Below are 17,257 nucleotides of genomic sequence, written 5' to 3' on the forward strand. Positions count from 1 at the left end.
TGTCGAATCGGCGGGCCTGCGTGAGCAGGCCCGTTTTTTTTTTCTGCACGAAGCGCTCGAGGCTACGGATCAGTCCGGCTCTGGCGGCTGATCGCCGGTTGCGACCGGGTCGCGGTGGTTGCGAAGGTCCCGGTAAACGGCGGCGCGCATGATCAGCATGGCCACGACCGGCGCCGTCATCAGCACGAAGACGCTGATCAGCAATTCGTGGATCACGAGGCGTGACTGCCCCACGGTGAAATACACCATCGAGGCGACGAGAATGCAGCCCGCGCCGAGGGTGGTCGTGATGGCGGGACCGTGGATGCGCTGATAGAAGGTCTGCAGGCGCAGGAGGCCGAGCGTGCCGAGCAGCGTGATCAGTCCGCCCAGTACGAGCAGGACGGCCACCGGCACCGCGGCCCACCAGGGCAGGGATGCAACCGTGCTCATTCGATCACCTCGCCGCGCATCAGGAACTTGGCCAGCGCGATCGTCGACACGAAGCCGAGCAGGGCGATGATCAGCGCCGCCTCGAAATAGATCTGGCTGCCGTGACGGATGCCCAGCATCAGGGCGAGCACCATCGTGCACATCCACAGCGTGTCGAGCGCCAGCACGCGGTCCTGGGCCGAAGGCCCGATCAGCAGGCGCAGGGTGCACAGGATCATGGCAAGGATCACGCAGGCCAGCGCGAAGAGGATTGCCGCCGAAAGCAGCGTCACGGTCGTCATGCAGCTTCTCCCGGGCTTCTCGCGCCGGCCGACTCGAAGACCTCGATGATCGGCTGCTCGTAGCGCGTCTTGATCGTCTCCACCCACCACTGTGCATCGTGCAGGTCGAACACGTGCAGCAGCAGGTCGTGGCTGTCGGGCAGGAGTTCCACCCACACCGTACCCGGCGTGGAGTTGATGAGGCAGGACAGCAGGGCCAGGCCGTGCGGGCTGCGCAGGTCGAGCGGGATCCGGATGAACTGCGAGTTCACGTCGGCCGAGCGGCGCAGCAGGATGATCTGACTGACGTTGAAGCATGAGCGGACGATCTCGATCGCCGAGAACCACAGCAGCCGGAACAGCGCCAGCGGGCGGCGGAGCCGGGCATGGCCGTGGGGCTGCAGCGGACGTGCCAGCAGTGGCGCAACGATGCCGAGCACGCCGCCCAGCAGCCAGTGTGCGGCATCGACGCTCTGGTTGAGCAGCAGCCACGTCAGCAACAGGCAGACCGACAACAGCGGTGCGGGTAGCCAGCGTCTCATTGCGCGCCTCCTGCCGGTGCCCGCTGCACGGGCGGTTCGCCCAGCACGCGCGCGCTGTAATCGGTGCTGCGCAGCAGGCCGTTGGCGGTGCGCCCGAGGTAGTCGAACACCGCCCCCGCCTGCACCGTCAGCAGCACGCACGCCAACACCAGTGCGCCGACGGGCACGGCCTCGGAGAACTGCAGCCGTGGCGCGGTCACGGCGCCCGACGCCCAGAAGGTGCGCACACCCAGCCGCATCAGGGCAATGATCGCCGCCAGCCCGCCCAGCACCATCAGCGCGATGATCAGCCAGGTGGTGGCCGGCACCTCGCCCTGCGTCGCGCCCAGCATCGCGTGGAAGAGGCTGAACTTGGCGACGAAGCCCGACAGCGGCGGCATGCCGCTGATCACCAGCGCACATGCAGCGAAGCTCAGCCCGAGAAAGGTGAGGGTTCCTGGCATGCCGACGCCCACCGGGTCTTCCGGCTTGTCCTCGATGGCGAAGGCTTCCATGGTGATGGCGAGGAGCGCCGCGCCCGGCGGGCGGATGCGCTCGGTGAGTTCGATCAGCAGCATGAAGGCTGCCATCGCCAGCGTGGAGCCGAGCAGGTAGTACAACCCCGAGGCCAGCACCGCGCTGCCGGAATGGCCGATCACCACGAGCAGCGTGCCGGACGAGATGATCGCACCGTAGCCCGCCATGCGCCCGCCGTCCTCGCTGGACAGCATGCCGACGGCACCGAACAGCAGGGTCGCGAGCCCGCCGACGGTCAGCGCCGCGAGGCCGAAGCCGGCGAGCGCGCTCGCTCCTTCGCCGCTGCCCTCGCCGAACACCGCCAGCCATACCCGCAGCACCGCATACACCCCCACCTTGGTCATCAGCACCAGCATCGCGCCCACCGGTGCGGAGGCGGACGCATAGGTGGTGGGGAGCCAGAACCCGAGCGGCCACATCGCGCCCTTGGTCAGGAAGGCGAGCGCCAGCACGGTGGCGCCGATCTGCAACAGCCAGGTGTCCTGGGCACCGAGGCCGCTCACGCGCGTCGCGAGGTCAGCGATGTTGAGCGTGCCCGAGGCCGCATAGATCAGCGACACGCCGATCAGGAAAAGCAGCGAAGCGGCCAGGTTGATTGCGATGTACTGCATGCCGGCCTGGATGCGGCGCAGGTTGTAGCCGTGCAGCACCAGACCGTAGGACGCCGCCAGCATCACCTCGAAGAACACGAAGAGGTTGAACAGGTCGTTGGTCAGGAAGGCGCCATTGAGCCCCATCAGCAGGAACTGGAACAGCGAGTGGAAATGCACGCCGACCCGGTCCCAGCGCCGTGCCGAGAACACCAGCACGGCCAGTGCGATGGTCGAGGTCAGCACCAGCATCAGCGCGGCAAGGCGGTCGACCATCAGCACGATGCCGAACGGCGCCGCCCAGTTCGAGGCGAGATACACGCCAATGCCATCCGGCCAGTGTTCCTGGTCCACCAGCACCAGCAGGGCGATCGCCACCCCCCACAGCAGCGCGCCGCTGGCGACGCTGAAGGCGAACTTCCGCGCGTGGCGCTTCTGGTTGACGGGGATCAGCAGCGCGCCGACCAGCAGCGGCAGCAGCACGGGGGCAATGATCAGGTGGTGCATCCAGGGCAGCGGGTTCATTGGACTACCCTCCTGTCGCTGCGCGACATCCTCCCCGGGGGAGGAGAGCGCTTCCCTTCGGGCGGCCGTGCGGGCGCGCTCATTCGCGCGGCTCCTCGCCATCGACGTGGTCGCTGCCGCTCAGGCCGCGCGCGCCGATCATCATCACCAGGTAGAGCGCGGTGGTGGCGAAGCCGATCACGATGGCGGTCAGCACCAGGCCCTGCGGCAGCGGATCGGCGAACTGGGCGGGATCGACACCGGCGGTGGGCGTGATCGGCGGCTTGTCCACCCACAGGCGGCCCATCGCGAAGATGAACAGGTTCACCGCATAGGACATCAGCAGCAGGCCGGTGATGAGCTGGAAGGTCCGTGGGCGCAGGATCAGCCAGATGCCCGAGCCGAACACCACCCCGACGGCGATCGCCAGTACCAGTTCCATCAGTTCGCCCTCCCGTCGGCGTTGCCTTGTTCGACGGCCTGGGCCTCCTCGCCCGGCAGGCGGTGTGCCCGCAGCGACTGGTGGGCCAGCGCGACCAGCATCAGCATGGTGGTGCCGACCACGACCGTGAACACCCCAAGGTCGAACACGAAGGCGCTCGGCAGGTGCAGCTCACCGACCAGCGGCCAGTCCACGTGCGCGGTGTAGGTCGTGAGGAAGGGGTGGCCGAACAGCCATGCACCCAGGCCGGTGACGCAGGCCAGCACCAGGCCGAAGCCCAGCCAGCGATGCGGGCGCAGGTTGATGTGGCTCTCGACCCAGACCGTGCCCGCAAGCATGTACTGCACCAGGATGGCGACGGCGAAGATGAGGCCGGCGACGAAGCCTCCCCCAGGCAGGTTGTGGCCGCGCATGAAGAAATAGACTGCGATCACGCCCATGAAGGGCAGCAGCAGGCGCATGTAGATGCCGGCGACCAGCAGGTAGCCGCTGTCCGCCTGTTGCGCAGGGGTTTGCCTGCTGGCGGGGTCCGCCTCGAAGCGCTGCTGCGGCGGGACGCCTGCACTTTCCGGGGCCGGGCGGAAGCGACGCAGCAGGGCATACACCGTGAGGGCGACGATCGCCAGCACAGTGATCTCGCCCAGGGTGTCGAAGCTGCGGAAGTCCACCAGCAGGACGTTGACCACGTTGCTGCCGCCCCCGCCGCCCAGTGCGTTGAGCAGGAAGAAGTCGGCGATCGTGTCCGAGGCCGGATGCACCAGCACCGCATACGTGAGTGCGGCCAGCGCGAGGCCGCCACCGACCGCGATCAGCAGGTCGCGCGAACGCCTCAGCCACACGCGGGTGGGCGATTGCGCGGGGGTGTCGACCGACTCGAGCCGTGGCGGCAGCCAGCGCAAGCCGAGCAGGATCAGTACGGTGGTGACGGTCTCCACCATCAGCTGGGTCAGCGCCAGGTCGGGCGCGGACAGCCACAGGAAGGTTGCCGCGGTGACGATGCCGGTGCCGCCGATGAGGGCCAGCGCGGCCAGGCGGTGATACTTCGCCATCCAGGCGCCGGCAACGGCGCAGGCGCCGCCGATGGCCCAGATCGCAGCGAACAGCGGGTCGAAGTCCTGCAGCGGGATGCGCGTCCACGCGGGCGGCGCGCCGGCGAGGATCGGCGGCACCACCAGCAGCATGAGCATCAGCAGCACCAACTGCGATTGCAGCCGGGTGGTGCCGATGCGTCTGAGTAGCCAGCCTGCCGAGCGTGTCAGCTGCAGCATCGTCGTCTCGTAGGCCTGCGCGCCGTTGAAGCGGTGGATCAGCGGCACCTGCTCGCGCTGCTGCAGATCGAAGTGGCGCCGCAGGACGATGTACAGCAACACGCCGCCCGCGAGCGCGAGCACGCTCATGAAGAGCGGCAGGTTCAGTCCGTGCCACACCGCGAGGTCATAGTCCGGGGCCGCGCTGCCGAGCACCGAATGCACCGCGATGTTCAGGATCGGTTCGATGCTGATGCCGGGTGCGATGCCGACGATGAGGCAGGTGAGCACCAGCAGCTCGACCGGAAAGCGCATCCAGCGCGGCGGTTCGTGCGGATCGCGCGGCAGGTCCTGCGCCGGCGTGCCGAAGAAGATCGAGATGAAGCGCAGCGAGTAGGCGACGCTGAACATCCCCATCGCCACCGCGGCGAAGGACATCCACCAGTTGCGGTCGCCGCCGACGTGCAGCGTCTCGGCGAAGAACATCTCCTTCGACAGGAAGCCGTTCAGCAGCGGCACGCCCGCCATCGCAGCGCTGGCGACGATGGCCAGCGTGGCGGTGACCGGCAGCTTGTGGCGCAGCCCGCGCAGCAGGCGCAGGTCACGCGTTCCCGATTCATGGTCGATGATGCCGGCGGCCATGAACAGCGATGCCTTGAACGTCGCGTGGTTGAGGATGTGGAAGATCGCCGCGACCATTGCCAGCGGCGTGCCAATGCCGATCAGCACCGTGATCAGGCCGAGATGGCTGATGGTCGAGTACGCCAGCAGGCCCTTGAGGTCGTGCTGGAAGATGGCGATGAAGGCGCCGAGCAGCAGGGTACAGACGCCGGCGCCGCCGACGATCCAGGTCCACTCCGGCGTGCCCGCCAGTGCCGGCCACAGCCGCACCAGCAGGAAGACGCCGGCCTTCACCATCGTCGCCGAGTGCAGGTAGGACGACACCGGGGTGGGCGCTGCCATTGCGTGCGGCAGCCAGAAATGGAACGGGAACTGCGCGCTCTTGGTCAGCGCGCCGAGCGCGATCAGGGCGAGTGCGGCCAGATACAGGTCGTGGCCGCGGATCTGGTCGCCGGCTGCAAGCACGGTGTCGAGGTCGTAGCTGCCGACGATATGACCGAGCACCAGCACGCCGGCGAGCAGGCACAGTCCGCCGGTGGCGGTCACGGTGAAGGCCATGCGCGCGCCGCGACGGGCATCGGCCCGGTGGTGCCAGTAGCCGATCAGCAGGAAGGAGGTGAGGCTGGTGAGCTCCCAGAACACCACCAGTTGAACCAGATTGCCCGACAGCACCACGCCCAGCATCGAGCCCATGAAGGCGAGCAGGAAGGAGAAGAAGCGCGGCACCGGATCGTCGGGCGACATGTAGTAGCGCGCGTAGAGCACCACCAGCAGGCCGATGGCCAGCACCAGGAGGGTGAACACCCAGGCCAGCCCGTCAACCCGCAGCACGAAGAAGAGGCCCTGCGCAGGCAGCCAGGCGAACTCCTCGCGCAGCACTTCGCCGCTCGCAATCTGCGGGAACAGGGCGAGCGCGATCAGCAGACCGCAAACCGCAACCGCGATCGCCAGCCAGGATTCGCGGTTGCGCGCGTCCTGCGGCATCAGTGCGGCAAGGGCACTGCCGAGGAACGGGATGAGGATGAGTGAGGCGAGCAGCATTGAACGTGATCAGGCGGCGAATCGAGTGGCGACCGGGTGCAGCGCGATCCGGCAGGGGCCCTGAGGGATGGCCGGAGTGAGGTTGAAGATAACACAGCAACTTTGATGCCAAGGGTGGAGGGATGCATTTTTTCGCGCGGGGTTCCCTCCATTTCAGGCGGACTTTGCGCGTGCCGGATGGCGATGCCGATGGGCGCCAGCGGGCCGAGATGCCGCGCACGAAGGCGGCAGGCGATCCCGTCGGGAACTAAATTGCAGGCCGCTCAATCATATTTGCACAAATTAACTTCGTGAAATAACATGCGCCCACTTCCATCGAGCCCGCGGAAGCGGGCGCATGCCGATCCGGAGCCTGGCGCCATCCCTCTGCGCCGCCGGACGCTTTCCCTGATTCCCTGACGACCGTCCGACCGATCCAACTGCATCCGGTCGCAGGGCTGTGGGCGCCGCCTCCGTGGCGCCGACGCAAATTGCAAGACCAGACCGCAAGGAGACGACAGATGAGTGCTCAAGTGCAGGCCCTCCAGCCCCGTTGGCGCATCGAGGAGGCCGCCCAAGCCGCTTTCGAGCCGGTGCCGTTCAAGGTTTACACGCAGCGCGACCTCGATCGCATCCCGCAGCTCGAAGGACTTTCCGCTGCGCAGCGCTTCGAGATGAAGGTGGTGTCCTCGGTACTGCCCTTCCGTGTGAACCAGTACGTCATCGACGAACTGATCGACTGGAACAACATCCCGGCCGACCCCATCTTCCAGCTCACCTTCCCGCAACGCGGCATGCTGGCGCCGGCGCACTTCGAACGCATCGCCACCCTGCTGCGCAACGGTGCCGACAAGGCCGAACTGGAGCAGGCCATCGCCGAGGTGCGCCACGAGCTCAACCCGCATCCGGCCGACCAGATGGAGATGAACATGCCGCGCGACGAGCACGGCACGCGCCTGGACGGCATCCAGCACAAGTACCGCGAGACGGTGCTGTTCTTCCCCAGCCAGGGCCAGACCTGTCACAGCTACTGCACCTTCTGCTTCCGCTGGGCCCAGTTCGTCGGCGACAAGGAACTGCGTATCGCAGCCTCCGAAGCCAAGACGCTGCACGACTACCTGCGTCGCAACACCGAAGTCACCGACCTGCTGTTCACCGGCGGCGACCCGATGGTGATGAAGACGCGCCATCTGCGCGACTATCTCGAGCCGCTGCTGCAGCCCGAGTTCGACCACATCCAGACGATCCGCATCGGCTCCAAGGCGTTGACCTTCTGGCCGCATCGCTTCCTCGGGGCCGAGGACGCCGACGACCTGATCCGCCTGCTGACGCAGTTGGTCGAGGCGGGGAAGCACGTCGCGCTGATGGCGCACTACAACCACTGGAAGGAGCTCGACACCGAGGTCGCGCAGGCTGCGATCCGTCGCATCCGCAGCACCGGTGCGGTGATCCGCGCGCAGGGGCCGTTGCTGGCGCACATCAACGACGACCCCGCAGTGTGGGCGAAGATGTGGAAGCTGCAGGTCAAGCTCGGCATCGTCCCCTATTACCTGTTTGCCGAGCGCGACACCGGCGCGCGCGCCTACTTCGAGGTGCCGTTGGCGCGTGCCTGGCAGATCTACCGCGAGGCCTTGCAGCAGGTATCGGGTCTCGCCCGCACCGCGCGCGGGCCGAGCATGAGCGCCAGCCCGGGCAAGGTCGAGATCCAGGGCGTGACCGAGATCGCCGGCGAGAAAGTGTTCGCGCTGCGCTTCATCCAAGGCCGCAATCCGGATTGGGTGCAGCGTCCGTTCTTCGCCCGGTACGACGACCAGGCCACCTGGCTGCACCACCTGAAGCCGGCCTTCGGCGACGAAAAGTGGTTCTGGGAAGACGAGTACGAGGCGATCCGCGAGGACAAGCTCGCCGCCGCGGCTCACGCGGACTGAGCGCGCGACATCCTTTCCCGCCGCCACGGTTGGCGGAGTAGCATGCCAACAGGAAACGGCGGGAGAGGATCATGGACTTTCGCAACGGCAGGGAAAGCCGCAACGTCGAGGATCGCCGCGGCCAGGGCGGGCCTCACTTGGGCGGGCGCGGCAAGATCGGCATCGGCACCCTCGTGCTGGTGCTGGTGGCGATGTACTTCGGCATCGACCCGAGCGTGGTGCTCGACACTGCGACCATGGTGCAGCCGCCGGCAATCGAGTCCTCGCAGCCGGGCGTGCCGCGCTCGGCGGCCGAGGATGAGCTGGCGCGTTTCACCTCGATGGTGCTGGCCGACACCGAGGACACCTGGGGGCCGATCTTTCAGTCCGGCGGCCGCCAGTACCAGGAACCGAAGCTGGTGCTCTACTCCGGGGCCACGCGCAGTGCCTGTGGCGTCGGGCAGGCGCAGATGGGGCCGTTCTACTGTCCGGCCGATGGCAAGGTGTATCTCGACCTGTCCTTCTTCGACGATCTTCACCGTCGTTTCGGCGCGCCGGGCGATTTCGCACAGGCCTATGTGATCGCGCACGAGGTCGGCCACCACGTGCAAAACCTGCTCGGCATCTCCGACAAGGTGCAGCAGGCACGCCAGCGCCTGTCCGAGCGGGAGGCGAACCAGTTATCCGTAAGACTCGAACTGCAGGCCGACTGTCTGGCCGGGGTGTGGGCGTACCACGCCGATCGCACGCGGCAGGTCCTCGAGCAGGGCGACGTCGATGAGGCATTGCGCGCCGCCACCGCGATTGGCGACGATCGCATCCAGAAGCAGGCGCAGGGCTATGCCGTGCCCGACAGCTTCACCCACGGCAGTGCTGCGCAGCGGGTGCGCTGGTTCCGTGTCGGCCTGGCGCAGGGCGACCTGCGTGCGTGCGACACCTTCTCGGTGGCGGCGCTGTAGTCTTCGCGCCGCGGGGCCGCGAGTGAAAAAGGGGCACGCCCGCAAGGCCGTGCCCCTTTGGACCGACGAGTGTCGTGCTCAGCCTGCGGCGAGCTTGGCGAACGCCTCGACCACCTCGGCTGGCGCCTGCACCAGCTCGACCAGCACGCCTTCGCCGCCGATCGGGAATTCCTCGTTGCCCTTCGGGTGCAGGAAGGTGATGTCGAAACCCGCTGCGCCGCGGCGGATACCACCCGGGGCGAAGCGCACGCCGTTGGCGCTCAGCCACTCCACCGCCTTCGGCAGGTCGTCCACCCACAGGCCGACGTGGTTCAGCGGCGTGGTGTGCACCGCGGGCTTCTTGTCGGGGTCGAGCGGCTGCATCAGGTCGACCTCCACCTTGAACGGGCCGGCGCCCATCGCGCAGATGTCCTCATCGACGTTCTCACGCTCGGAGACGAAGTTGCCGGTGACTTCCAGGCCGAGCATGTCGACCCACAGGGTCTTGAGCTTTTCCTTGCTCGGGCCGCCGATGGCGATCTGCTGGATGCCGAGGATCTTGAAGGGGCGCGGGGACGACATTGGAGGACTCCGGTAGTGGCTAATCAATAACTCATAATTATGAACGGCGCGACTAGACTTGAAAACCTCCCGCCATCCCGTGCCGCTGGCTCACTGCCATGACACCTGGGCCGCGAACAGGTAGCCAGCGCCGTAAACGGTCTTGATGAGCCTCGGGTTCTGCGGGTCGTCGTCGAGCTTGCGCCGCAGGCGGGAGATGCGCACGTCGATGCTGCGGTCGAAGGGATCGACGTCGCGTTCGCCCAGCAGTTGCTCGCGCGACAGGATCTTGTTCGGGCGGCGCAGCAGCGTGGCGAGGAGGCCAGCCTCCGCGGCGGACAGGCCGATCTCGCGACCGTCGGGGGCCGTGAGGGTGTGGCGGTTGCCATCGAAGATCCAGCCGGCGAAGCTGGCGATGTTGCGCTCGGTGATCGCCTCAGCCGCCGCCGAACGCTGGTAGCGGCGCAGGATGGAGCGCACGCGGGCGACCAGCTCGCGCGGCTCGAAGGGCTTCACGATGTAGTCGTCGGCGCCGAGTTCGAGGCCGAGCACGCGGTCGGTGACATCGTTGCGGCCGGTCAGGATCAGGACCGCACACGGCGTGCCTTCCTGCAACTGGCGCACGACCTGCATGCCGTCCATGTCGGGCAGGCCCAGGTCGACGATGCACAGGTCGGGCGTCGTCGAGCGTGCGCGCACCAGGAGGTCGCGCCCGGTGCGCAGGTGCTCGCAGCGAAAACCGTACTCGGCGAGGCTGCTGCAGATCAGGCGGGCAATGTCCGGCTCGTCTTCGAGCACGAAGATGATCGGGTTGCCGGTATCCGTTGCGTTCATCGTCATGTGGCGGAAGGCTCCGTGGTCGGGTCCGTCAGGGTCAGGCTGGCCAGCGCGGCGGCGAGCGCCGGCGGGTCGAAAGGCTTGCGCAACACCGGGATTCCGGCAGCCGCATCGTCGCCGGCCGGCAACTCGCGCGCATAGCCGGTGACCAGCAGAATGGGCAGCGCAGGGCGCAGGGCGCGGGCGCGTTGCGCCAGTTCGCGGCCGTTCAATCCGCCCGGCATCACGGTGTCGCTGATCAGCACCGCGATGTCCTCGACGCTTTCGAGCAGCGCCAGGGCCTCGACGCCGTCGCCGGCTTCGAGCACCGCATGGCCAAGTGCCGTGAGCTGCATGCGGATCACCTTGCGCACCTCGGGCTCGTCTTCCACCAGCAGGATGGGGCCGGTGAGCACGGCCGCGGGCGCGTCGCGGTGGCCGGCCGCGACAGGGGCCTGCTTGAGCGGTGGCGTCTCGGGCAGTACGAAGCGCACGCTCGTCCCCTTGCCCGGCGTACTGAGGATGCGGATGTTGCCGCCCGACTGGCGCACGAAGCCGTACACCATCGACAGCCCCAGGCCGCTGCCGCCGCCGAAGGGCTTGGTCGTGAAGAAAGGCTCGAACACACGCGCGAGCACGGCCGGCTCGATGCCCTTGCCGGTGTCGCTGACGTCGAACTGCACATAGTCCCCGGGCGCGACCTCGCCGAGCTTCGCGAGCGCGCCATCGACCCGACGCGGCTGTACGGTGATCGTCAGCTCGCCGCCGTCCGGCATGGCGTCGCGCGCGTTGATGGCGAGGTTGATCAGCGCGTTCTCGAGCTGGTTGGCGTCGGCCAGTGCGTACATCGGCCGGTCGGGCAACTGCAGATGCACGGCGATGGTTTCGCCCAGCGTTCGCACCAGCAGTTGCGTCATGTTGCGCACGAGCTCGCCAACCTCGACCGCGGTCGGCTCCAGCGTCTGGCGGCGCGAAAAGGTCAGCAGGCGGCGGATCAGCTCCGCACCGCGCCGCGCCGCCTGCAGCGACGGGTCGACGTATTCGCTGCCCTCGCCGCCCGCCAGCTTGCCCTGCAGGGCCGACAGGTTGCCGATGATGATGGTGAGCAGGTTGTTGAAGTCGTGCGCCAGCCCGCCGGTGAGCTGCCCGACCGCCTCCATCTTCTGCGCCTGCACCAGCGCGGCCTGGCTGGCCTTCTGCTCGGTGATGTCGATCGACATCACGAAATAGCCGCGAAAGCCGCCTTCGAGCGACACGTCGGGCACGACCGCGCTGCGTGCATGGACCAGCCGGCCCTCGGCATTCCTGCGTGCGTACTCGTAACTGACGCGCTCGCCGTTCTCGGCGTCCTCGAGATAGGGTTCGATCGCAGCGTAGGCATCGTCGCCGAACACTTCGACGATGGAGCGGCCGACGATGCTCTCCTTCGTCAGGCCGAACCATTCGGCGTAGGCGCGGTTGGCAAAGCGGTAGCGGCGGCCGGCGTCGACATGGGCGATCATCGCCGGGATGGCGTCGAGGATCAGCCGCATGCGGCCCTCGGACAGGCGTAGCGCCTCGGCAATCTGGTCGATCTCGCGGTTGGCCTTTTCCAGTTCGGCCGTGCGTTCGCGCACGCGGGCCTCTAGGCGCGCGTTCTGTTCCTGGATCAGCGCCTCGGCACGGCGCTGTTCGGTGACGTCGGTCCACAGCGACACGAAGCCCAGGTTGGGGATCGGCACGCCGCGTACGGCCAGCACGCGCCCGTTGGGGCGTACGCGTTCGACGTAGTGCGGTTCGAAGGCGCGGGCCGAGGCCATGCGCGCGGCGACGAGCTTCTCGATGTCGCCTTCGCCGTATTCGCCGCGCTCGGCGTTGAAGCGCACGAAGGCCTCGAACGGCGTGCCGACGCGGACCAGCGATTCCGGGAAGTCGAGCAGGCGCAGCAGCGCCTTGTTCCAGGTCACCAGCTTCGGCGACGCATCGAACACGGCGATGGCCTGATCCAGCAGGTCGAGACCCGCCATCAGCAGGTCGTAGCGGCGGCGCTGCTCGGGCGACGATGCGGTCAACTGAAGTTCGTCCTCGACTGCTTTCGCCATGATCCGGGCGCGCCTCCTGTGTCTCTCGCGTGTCTTCTGACCAATGGTTGCACAGTTCGTCGCTGCCGGGCAGGGCAGGCGTCACATCCTTGGCAAGCCGCGTCAATCCGGCATCCTGACGAAACGATGACGTTTACGTCAACGTTATCGCCGTTCGCCTCTCTGGGGCTTCCCGCCTGTCATGGCGCCGTGTCGTGCGGCCAGCTGGCTGCGGAACTGCTCGGGCGACTGTCCCGACCACGCGACGAAGGCCCGGTAGAAGGTGGAGGTGTCGGCGTAGCCCAGGTCCGCCGCCAGCTGGGCAATCGGCTGCGCGGTCTTCGTCAGGCGCGCGTAGGCGATGTCGCGCCGCGTGGCTTCCTTGATCAGGCGGAAACTGGAGCCCTCGTCCTCGAGCCGGCGGTGCAGGGTGCGGGTCGACAGGTGCAACTGCTGTGCGACCTGTTCGATCGACAGGTTCTCCGGCAGCGCGGCGCGCAGCAGGTCGCGCACCCGCAGCACCATCTCGCGGTCGCGGCGATAGAGCATCGAGATGCGGCCCGGTGCGCCTTCCAGGAAGCGGCCGAGCGCGGCGTCGTCGCGCCGGATGGGGAGGTCGAGCAGGTTGTCGTGGAAGCGGGCCAGCAGGGTGTCGCCTTCGAAGCTCGAGCGTTCGGTATAGACAAGCGCGTAGTCGTCGGCATGCGCCGGCCGGGCGTAGGGAAAGCGCACGCTGTCGAGCGCGAGGCCGCGGCCGACGAACCAGCAGGCCACGCCATGCACCAGTCGCAGCAGCCATTCGAAGGCGAAGACGCGGGCCGGGTCTTCGCGCCCGGCGAACACGGGCTGCGTCTCCGCGATCTCGAGCTCGGCGCGCGTGCCGTCACGGCGGACGCTCACCCGCAGGTCGGGCAGCACGATGCGCAGGAAGCGGCAGGCCCGCGCCAGGGCGTCGTCGAGCGTCGTCGCGCCCAGCATGCCGCGACACAGGAACTCGAAGCTGCCGGTGGGCATCGGGCGCGAGAACAGGGCGAAGGCCTCGTCGTCGAGTTCGGCGATGATCAGGTTGTAGAGCGCGGCATAGCGGTCGACCGGGACGCGGCTGGCGACATCTGCAAGGCTGATGCCGGTCGCGGTCAGCAGCGCGGTGGGGTCGTGTCCCCGGCGGCGCAGGCCCGACAGCATGCCGTCGACGAAGCCCATCGCCACAGTGGCTTGATTTCGGGCTGCCTGGCGATGACCGCGCTGTCGTTCGCGCTTGTTCGGGAGCATGGTGTGGGAGGGGACGGGTAGGCGCCGTGCTGCATCGAAGATTGGCGGATTTTGCATGATTGCCGTCGGCAAGCGCAATGGCAAAGGCGCCGGGTGCCTTCTACCATTCAGGCCATAACAGCAGCACCACCATCATCAACACGTCCGGGGGAAGACCGACATGACCGACCTGAGCGTTGCGCACAAGCTGCAGCCCTACAAGCCGAAGAACAAGGTGCGTTTCGTTACCGCCGCGGCGCTGTTCGACGGCCACGATGCCTCGATCAACATCATGCGCCGCATCCTGCAGTCGACCGGCTCCGAGGTCATCCACCTTGGCCACAACCGTTCGGTGGGCGAGATCGTCAATGCCGCGCTGCAGGAAGACGTGCAGGGCATCGCCATCACGAGTTACCAGGGCGGCCACGTCGAGTTCTTCAAGTACATGATCGATCTGCTCAAGGCCAACGGCGGCGAGCACATCAAGGTCTTCGGCGGCGGTGGCGGCGTGATCGTGCCGGCCGAGATCAAGGAACTGCACGAGTACGGCGTCACCCATATCTTCTCGCCCGAAGACGGCGCCAAGATGGGCCTGCAGGGCATGATCAACAGCGTGGTCGAGCGCTGCGACACCGACATCACCAAGGCTGCGCCGCAGAAGGCCGACGCGGTGCTGAAGGCGCTGGCCGCCGGCGATCGCCGTGCGCTGTCGCGCATCATCACCGCGCTCGAGAACGGCGGCTACGGCGACGACGTCAAGAAGGCGCTGATCGACGCCGCGGCCAAGACCGAGGTGCCGACGCTGGGCATCACCGGCACCGGCGGCGCGGGCAAGTCCTCGCTGACCGACGAGTTGGTGCGCCGCTTCCGTCTCGACCAGGACGACAAGCTCAAGCTCGCCATCGTGTCGATCGACCCCTCGCGCAAGCGCACCGGCGGCGCGCTGCTGGGCGACCGCATCCGCATGAACGCGATCGAGCACGACAACATCTACATGCGCTCGCTCGCCACCCGCGACACCGGCTCCGAAGTCTCGGCCGCGCTGCCCGAAGTCATCGCCGCATGCAAGCTGGCCGGTTTCGACCTGGTGATCGTCGAGACCTCCGGCATCGGCCAGGGCAACGCAGCGATCGTGCCCTTCGTCGATCTGTCGCTGTACGTGATGACCCCCGAGTTCGGCGCCGCCAGCCAGCTCGAGAAGATCGACATGCTCGACTTCGCCGACTTCGTCGCCATCAACAAGTTCGACCGCAAGGGCGCGCAGGACGCGCTGCGCGACGTGCGCAAGCAGTACCAGCGCAACCGCGAGCTGTTCAGCCAGAACACCGACGAGATGCCGGTCTTCGGCACCATGGCGGCGCGCTTCAACGATGATGGCGTCACCGCGTTGTACCAGGCCGTGCTGCCGGCCCTGGTCGGAAAGGGCCTGAAGGCCGCCAAGAGCAAGCTGCCTGCAGTGAGCGTGAAGGCGTCCTCGGAAGGCCGTGCCATCGTCCCCGCCGAGCGCATCCGCTACCTCGCCGAGATCGCCGACACGGTCCGTGGCTATCACAAGCACGTCGAGCAGCAGGCCCGCGTCGCACGCGAGCGCCAGTCGCTGAAGATTGCCAAGGGGCTGTTCGAGCAGTGCGGCAAGGACGCCGGCTCGTTCGACGAGCTGATCAACTGGAAGGACGGTGAGCTCACCCCGGCAGCGAAGAAGCTGCTGGAGCAGTGGCCGACCGAGAAGGCGCTGTACGCCGCCGACGAGTACGTGGTGAAGATCCGCGACAAGGAGATCCGCACCCAGCTCACGCACACCTCGCTGGCCGGCAGCAAGATCCGCAAGGTCGCGCTGCCCAGCTTCGAGGACGAGGGTGAGACGCTCAAGTTCCTGATGAAGGAGAACGTTCCCGGCTCCTTCCCCTACACCGCCGGCGTGTTCGCGTTCAAGCGCGAGGGCGAGGACCCCACCCGCATGTTCGCGGGCGAGGGCGACGCCTTCCGCACCAACCGCCGCTTCAAGCGGGTCTCGGAAGGCATGCCGGCGCACCGCCTGTCGACCGCCTTCGACTCGGTGACCCTGTACGGCTGCGACCCGGATCCGCGTCCGGACATCTACGGCAAGATCGGCAACTCCGGCGTGTCCATCGCCACGCTCGACGACATGAAGGTGCTGTACGACGGCTTCGACCTGTGCGCGCCGACCACTTCGGTGTCGATGACGATCAACGGCCCGGCGCCGATCATCCTCGCCTTCTTCTTCAACACCGCGCTCGACCAGCAGATCGCCAAGTTCAAGGCCGACAACGGCCGCGACCCGACCGAGGACGAGTACGCCAAGATCAAGGCCTGGACGCTGTCGACCGTGCGCGGCACGGTGCAGGCCGACATCCTGAAGGAAGACCAGGGCCAGAACACCTGCATCTTCAGCACCGAATTCGCGCTGAAGATGATGGGCGACATCCAGGAGTACTTCGTCCATAACAAGGTGCAGAATTTCTATTCGGTGTCGATCTCCGGCTATCACATCGCCGAAGCCGGTGCGAACCCGATCAGCCAGCTCGCCTTCACGCTGTCGAACGGCTTCACCTACGTGGAGTCGTACCTCGCGCGCGGCATGCACATCGACGACTTCGCGCCCAACTTGTCCTTCTTCTTCAGCAACGGCATGGACCCGGAGTACTCGGTGATCGGCCGCGTCGCCCGCCGCATCTGGGCGGTGGCGATGAAGAACAAGTACGGCGCCAATGAGCGCAGCCAGAAGCTGAAGTATCACGTCCAGACCTCGGGCCGCTCGCTGCACGCGCAGGAGATGGACTTCAACGACATCCGCACCACGCTGCAGGCGCTGATCGCGATCTACGACAACTGCAACTCGCTGCACACCAACGCCTACGACGAGGCGATCACCACGCCGACCGAAGAGTCCGTGCGCCGTGCGATGGCGATCCAGCTCATCATCAACCGCGAGTGGGGCCTGGCCAAGAACGAGAACCCGAACCAGGGCGCCTTCATCATCGAGGAACTCACCGATCTCGTCGAAGAAGCCGTGCTCAAGGAGTTCGAGGCCATCGCCAGCCGCGGCGGCGTGCTGGGTGCGATGGAAACCGGCTACCAGCGCGGCAAGATCCAGGAGGAGTCGCTCTACTACGAACACAAGAAGCACGACGGCTCCTACCCGATCATCGGCGTGAACACCTTCCTCAACCCGAAGGGCCAGGCCCAGCAGGAGATCGAGCTGGCGCGCTCGACCGAGGAAGAGAAGCAGGGCCAGTTGAAGCGCCTGGCCGACTTCCATGCCCGCAACAAGGCCGAGGCGCCCAAGTGGCAGGCCAAGCTGCAGCAGGCCGTGATCACCAATTCCAACGTTTTCGAGGTGCTGGTCGACGCGGTGCGCTACTGCTCGCTGGGTCAGATCACCGATGCGCTCTACAAGGTCGGCGGCCAGTACCGCCGCAGCATGTAACGGACAGTCTCTCCCGGCTTCCCCTCTCCCTAATGGGACACGGCGCTTCGGCGCCGTTTTTTTTGCCTGTACGTGGCGTGTTTCGCTTGGCATTTCCTTGAT

General features: G+C 67.0%; 13 protein-coding genes. 3 read left to right on the plus strand and 10 right to left on the minus strand.

Annotation, left to right across the window (positions count from 1 at the left end):
* Window positions 1-69: 69 nt before the first annotated feature.
* The 6 genes from mnhG to C664_RS08910 form a co-directional block, all read right to left on the minus strand.
* Entirely contained in the window at window positions 70-432 is a 363-nt protein-coding gene (gene mnhG, locus C664_RS08885) for a monovalent cation/H(+) antiporter subunit G (RefSeq protein WP_004258025.1), read from the minus strand.
* Window positions 429-713: a K+/H+ antiporter subunit F gene (locus C664_RS08890; RefSeq protein WP_004258028.1), complete on the minus strand. Its 285-nt coding sequence runs from the start codon at window positions 711-713 to the stop codon at window positions 429-431. Before C664_RS08890 ends, mnhG begins: the two co-directional genes overlap by 4 nt.
* Window positions 710-1,234, minus strand: coding sequence for a Na+/H+ antiporter subunit E (locus tag C664_RS08895; RefSeq protein ID WP_004258032.1), 525 nt, complete (start codon window positions 1,232-1,234; stop codon window positions 710-712). Before C664_RS08895 ends, C664_RS08890 begins: the two co-directional genes overlap by 4 nt.
* On the minus strand, window positions 1,231-2,865 hold the full coding sequence (locus C664_RS08900) for a monovalent cation/H+ antiporter subunit D (RefSeq protein WP_004258035.1): 1,635 nt from the start codon (window positions 2,863-2,865) through the stop codon (window positions 1,231-1,233). Before C664_RS08900 ends, C664_RS08895 begins: the two co-directional genes overlap by 4 nt.
* A gap of 79 nt (window positions 2,866-2,944) precedes the next feature.
* Entirely contained in the window at window positions 2,945-3,286 is a 342-nt protein-coding gene (locus tag C664_RS08905; RefSeq protein WP_004258037.1) for a Na+/H+ antiporter subunit C, read from the minus strand.
* Window positions 3,286-6,195 carry a monovalent cation/H+ antiporter subunit A gene (locus C664_RS08910; RefSeq protein WP_004258040.1) on the minus strand — a complete coding sequence of 970 codons (2,910 nt, stop codon included), beginning with the start codon at window positions 6,193-6,195 and terminating at the stop codon, window positions 3,286-3,288. The genes C664_RS08905 and C664_RS08910 overlap by 1 nt, the downstream gene beginning before the upstream one ends.
* A gap of 500 nt (window positions 6,196-6,695) precedes the next feature.
* On the opposite strand from C664_RS08910, the gene C664_RS08915 reads away from it, so the two are divergent.
* Together C664_RS08915 and ypfJ are read left to right on the plus strand one after the other, a co-directional pair.
* The gene (locus tag C664_RS08915) at window positions 6,696-8,102 is read left to right on the plus strand and encodes a KamA family radical SAM protein (protein ID WP_004258044.1); all 1,407 of its coding nucleotides are present in this window, start codon (window positions 6,696-6,698) and stop codon (window positions 8,100-8,102) included.
* A gap of 71 nt (window positions 8,103-8,173) precedes the next feature.
* Window positions 8,174-9,040, plus strand: a complete 867-nt coding sequence (ypfJ, locus tag C664_RS08920) for a KPN_02809 family neutral zinc metallopeptidase (RefSeq protein ID WP_004258050.1) — start codon at window positions 8,174-8,176, stop codon at window positions 9,038-9,040.
* A 78-nt stretch (window positions 9,041-9,118) separates the two neighbouring features.
* Here the strand turns inward: ypfJ and C664_RS08925 are convergent, their stop codons facing one another.
* The 4 genes from C664_RS08925 to C664_RS08940 all read right to left on the minus strand — a co-directional run bounded on the left by C664_RS08925 (window position 9,119) and on the right by C664_RS08940 (window position 13,659).
* Window positions 9,119-9,601, minus strand: a complete 483-nt coding sequence (locus C664_RS08925; protein WP_004258054.1) for a VOC family protein — start codon at window positions 9,599-9,601, stop codon at window positions 9,119-9,121.
* A 90-nt stretch (window positions 9,602-9,691) separates the two neighbouring features.
* Complete coding sequence (locus C664_RS08930; protein WP_004258058.1) at window positions 9,692-10,420, minus strand: response regulator transcription factor; 729 nt, start codon at window positions 10,418-10,420, stop codon at window positions 9,692-9,694.
* Window positions 10,417-12,477 (minus strand): PAS-domain containing protein, encoded by a 2,061-nt coding sequence (locus C664_RS08935; RefSeq protein ID WP_004258062.1) that lies wholly within the window; start codon window positions 12,475-12,477, stop codon window positions 10,417-10,419. The genes C664_RS08930 and C664_RS08935 overlap by 4 nt, the downstream gene beginning before the upstream one ends.
* A 144-nt stretch (window positions 12,478-12,621) precedes the next feature.
* A complete protein-coding gene (locus C664_RS08940) occupies window positions 12,622-13,659 on the minus strand; it encodes an AraC family transcriptional regulator (RefSeq protein ID WP_004258067.1) in 1,038 nt (345 codons plus the stop codon).
* A 229-nt stretch (window positions 13,660-13,888) separates the two neighbouring features.
* Between C664_RS08940 and icmF the strand changes: the two genes are divergently transcribed.
* Window positions 13,889-17,155 (plus strand): fused isobutyryl-CoA mutase/GTPase IcmF, encoded by a 3,267-nt coding sequence (gene icmF / locus C664_RS08945; RefSeq protein ID WP_004258072.1) that lies wholly within the window; start codon window positions 13,889-13,891, stop codon window positions 17,153-17,155.
* Window positions 17,156-17,257 lie beyond the last annotated feature (102 nt).

The organism is Thauera sp. 63, assembly GCF_000310165.2.
Lineage (GTDB): Bacteria > Pseudomonadota > Gammaproteobacteria > Burkholderiales > Rhodocyclaceae > Thauera > Thauera humireducens.

Coding starts and splice junctions, on each gene's coding strand:
- C664_RS08910 (WP_004258040.1), bottom strand. CDS start 6,195: ATGCTGCTCGCCTCACTCATCCTCATCCCGTTCCTCGGCAGTGCCCTT.
- C664_RS08905 (WP_004258037.1), bottom strand. CDS start 3,286: ATGGAACTGGTACTGGCGATCGCCGTCGGGGTGGTGTTCGGCTCGGGC.
- C664_RS08935 (WP_004258062.1), bottom strand. CDS start 12,477: ATGGCGAAAGCAGTCGAGGACGAACTTCAGTTGACCGCATCGTCGCCC.
- C664_RS08940 (WP_004258067.1), bottom strand. CDS start 13,659: ATGGGCTTCGTCGACGGCATGCTGTCGGGCCTGCGCCGCCGGGGACAC.
- ypfJ (WP_004258050.1), top strand. CDS start 8,174: ATGGACTTTCGCAACGGCAGGGAAAGCCGCAACGTCGAGGATCGCCGC.
- C664_RS08915 (WP_004258044.1), top strand. CDS start 6,696: ATGAGTGCTCAAGTGCAGGCCCTCCAGCCCCGTTGGCGCATCGAGGAG.
- icmF (WP_004258072.1), top strand. CDS start 13,889: ATGACCGACCTGAGCGTTGCGCACAAGCTGCAGCCCTACAAGCCGAAG.
- C664_RS08890 (WP_004258028.1), bottom strand. CDS start 713: ATGACGACCGTGACGCTGCTTTCGGCGGCAATCCTCTTCGCGCTGGCC.
- mnhG (WP_004258025.1), bottom strand. CDS start 432: ATGAGCACGGTTGCATCCCTGCCCTGGTGGGCCGCGGTGCCGGTGGCC.
- C664_RS08900 (WP_004258035.1), bottom strand. CDS start 2,865: ATGAACCCGCTGCCCTGGATGCACCACCTGATCATTGCCCCCGTGCTG.
- C664_RS08925 (WP_004258054.1), bottom strand. CDS start 9,601: ATGTCGTCCCCGCGCCCCTTCAAGATCCTCGGCATCCAGCAGATCGCC.
- C664_RS08895 (WP_004258032.1), bottom strand. CDS start 1,234: ATGAGACGCTGGCTACCCGCACCGCTGTTGTCGGTCTGCCTGTTGCTG.
- C664_RS08930 (WP_004258058.1), bottom strand. CDS start 10,420: ATGACGATGAACGCAACGGATACCGGCAACCCGATCATCTTCGTGCTC.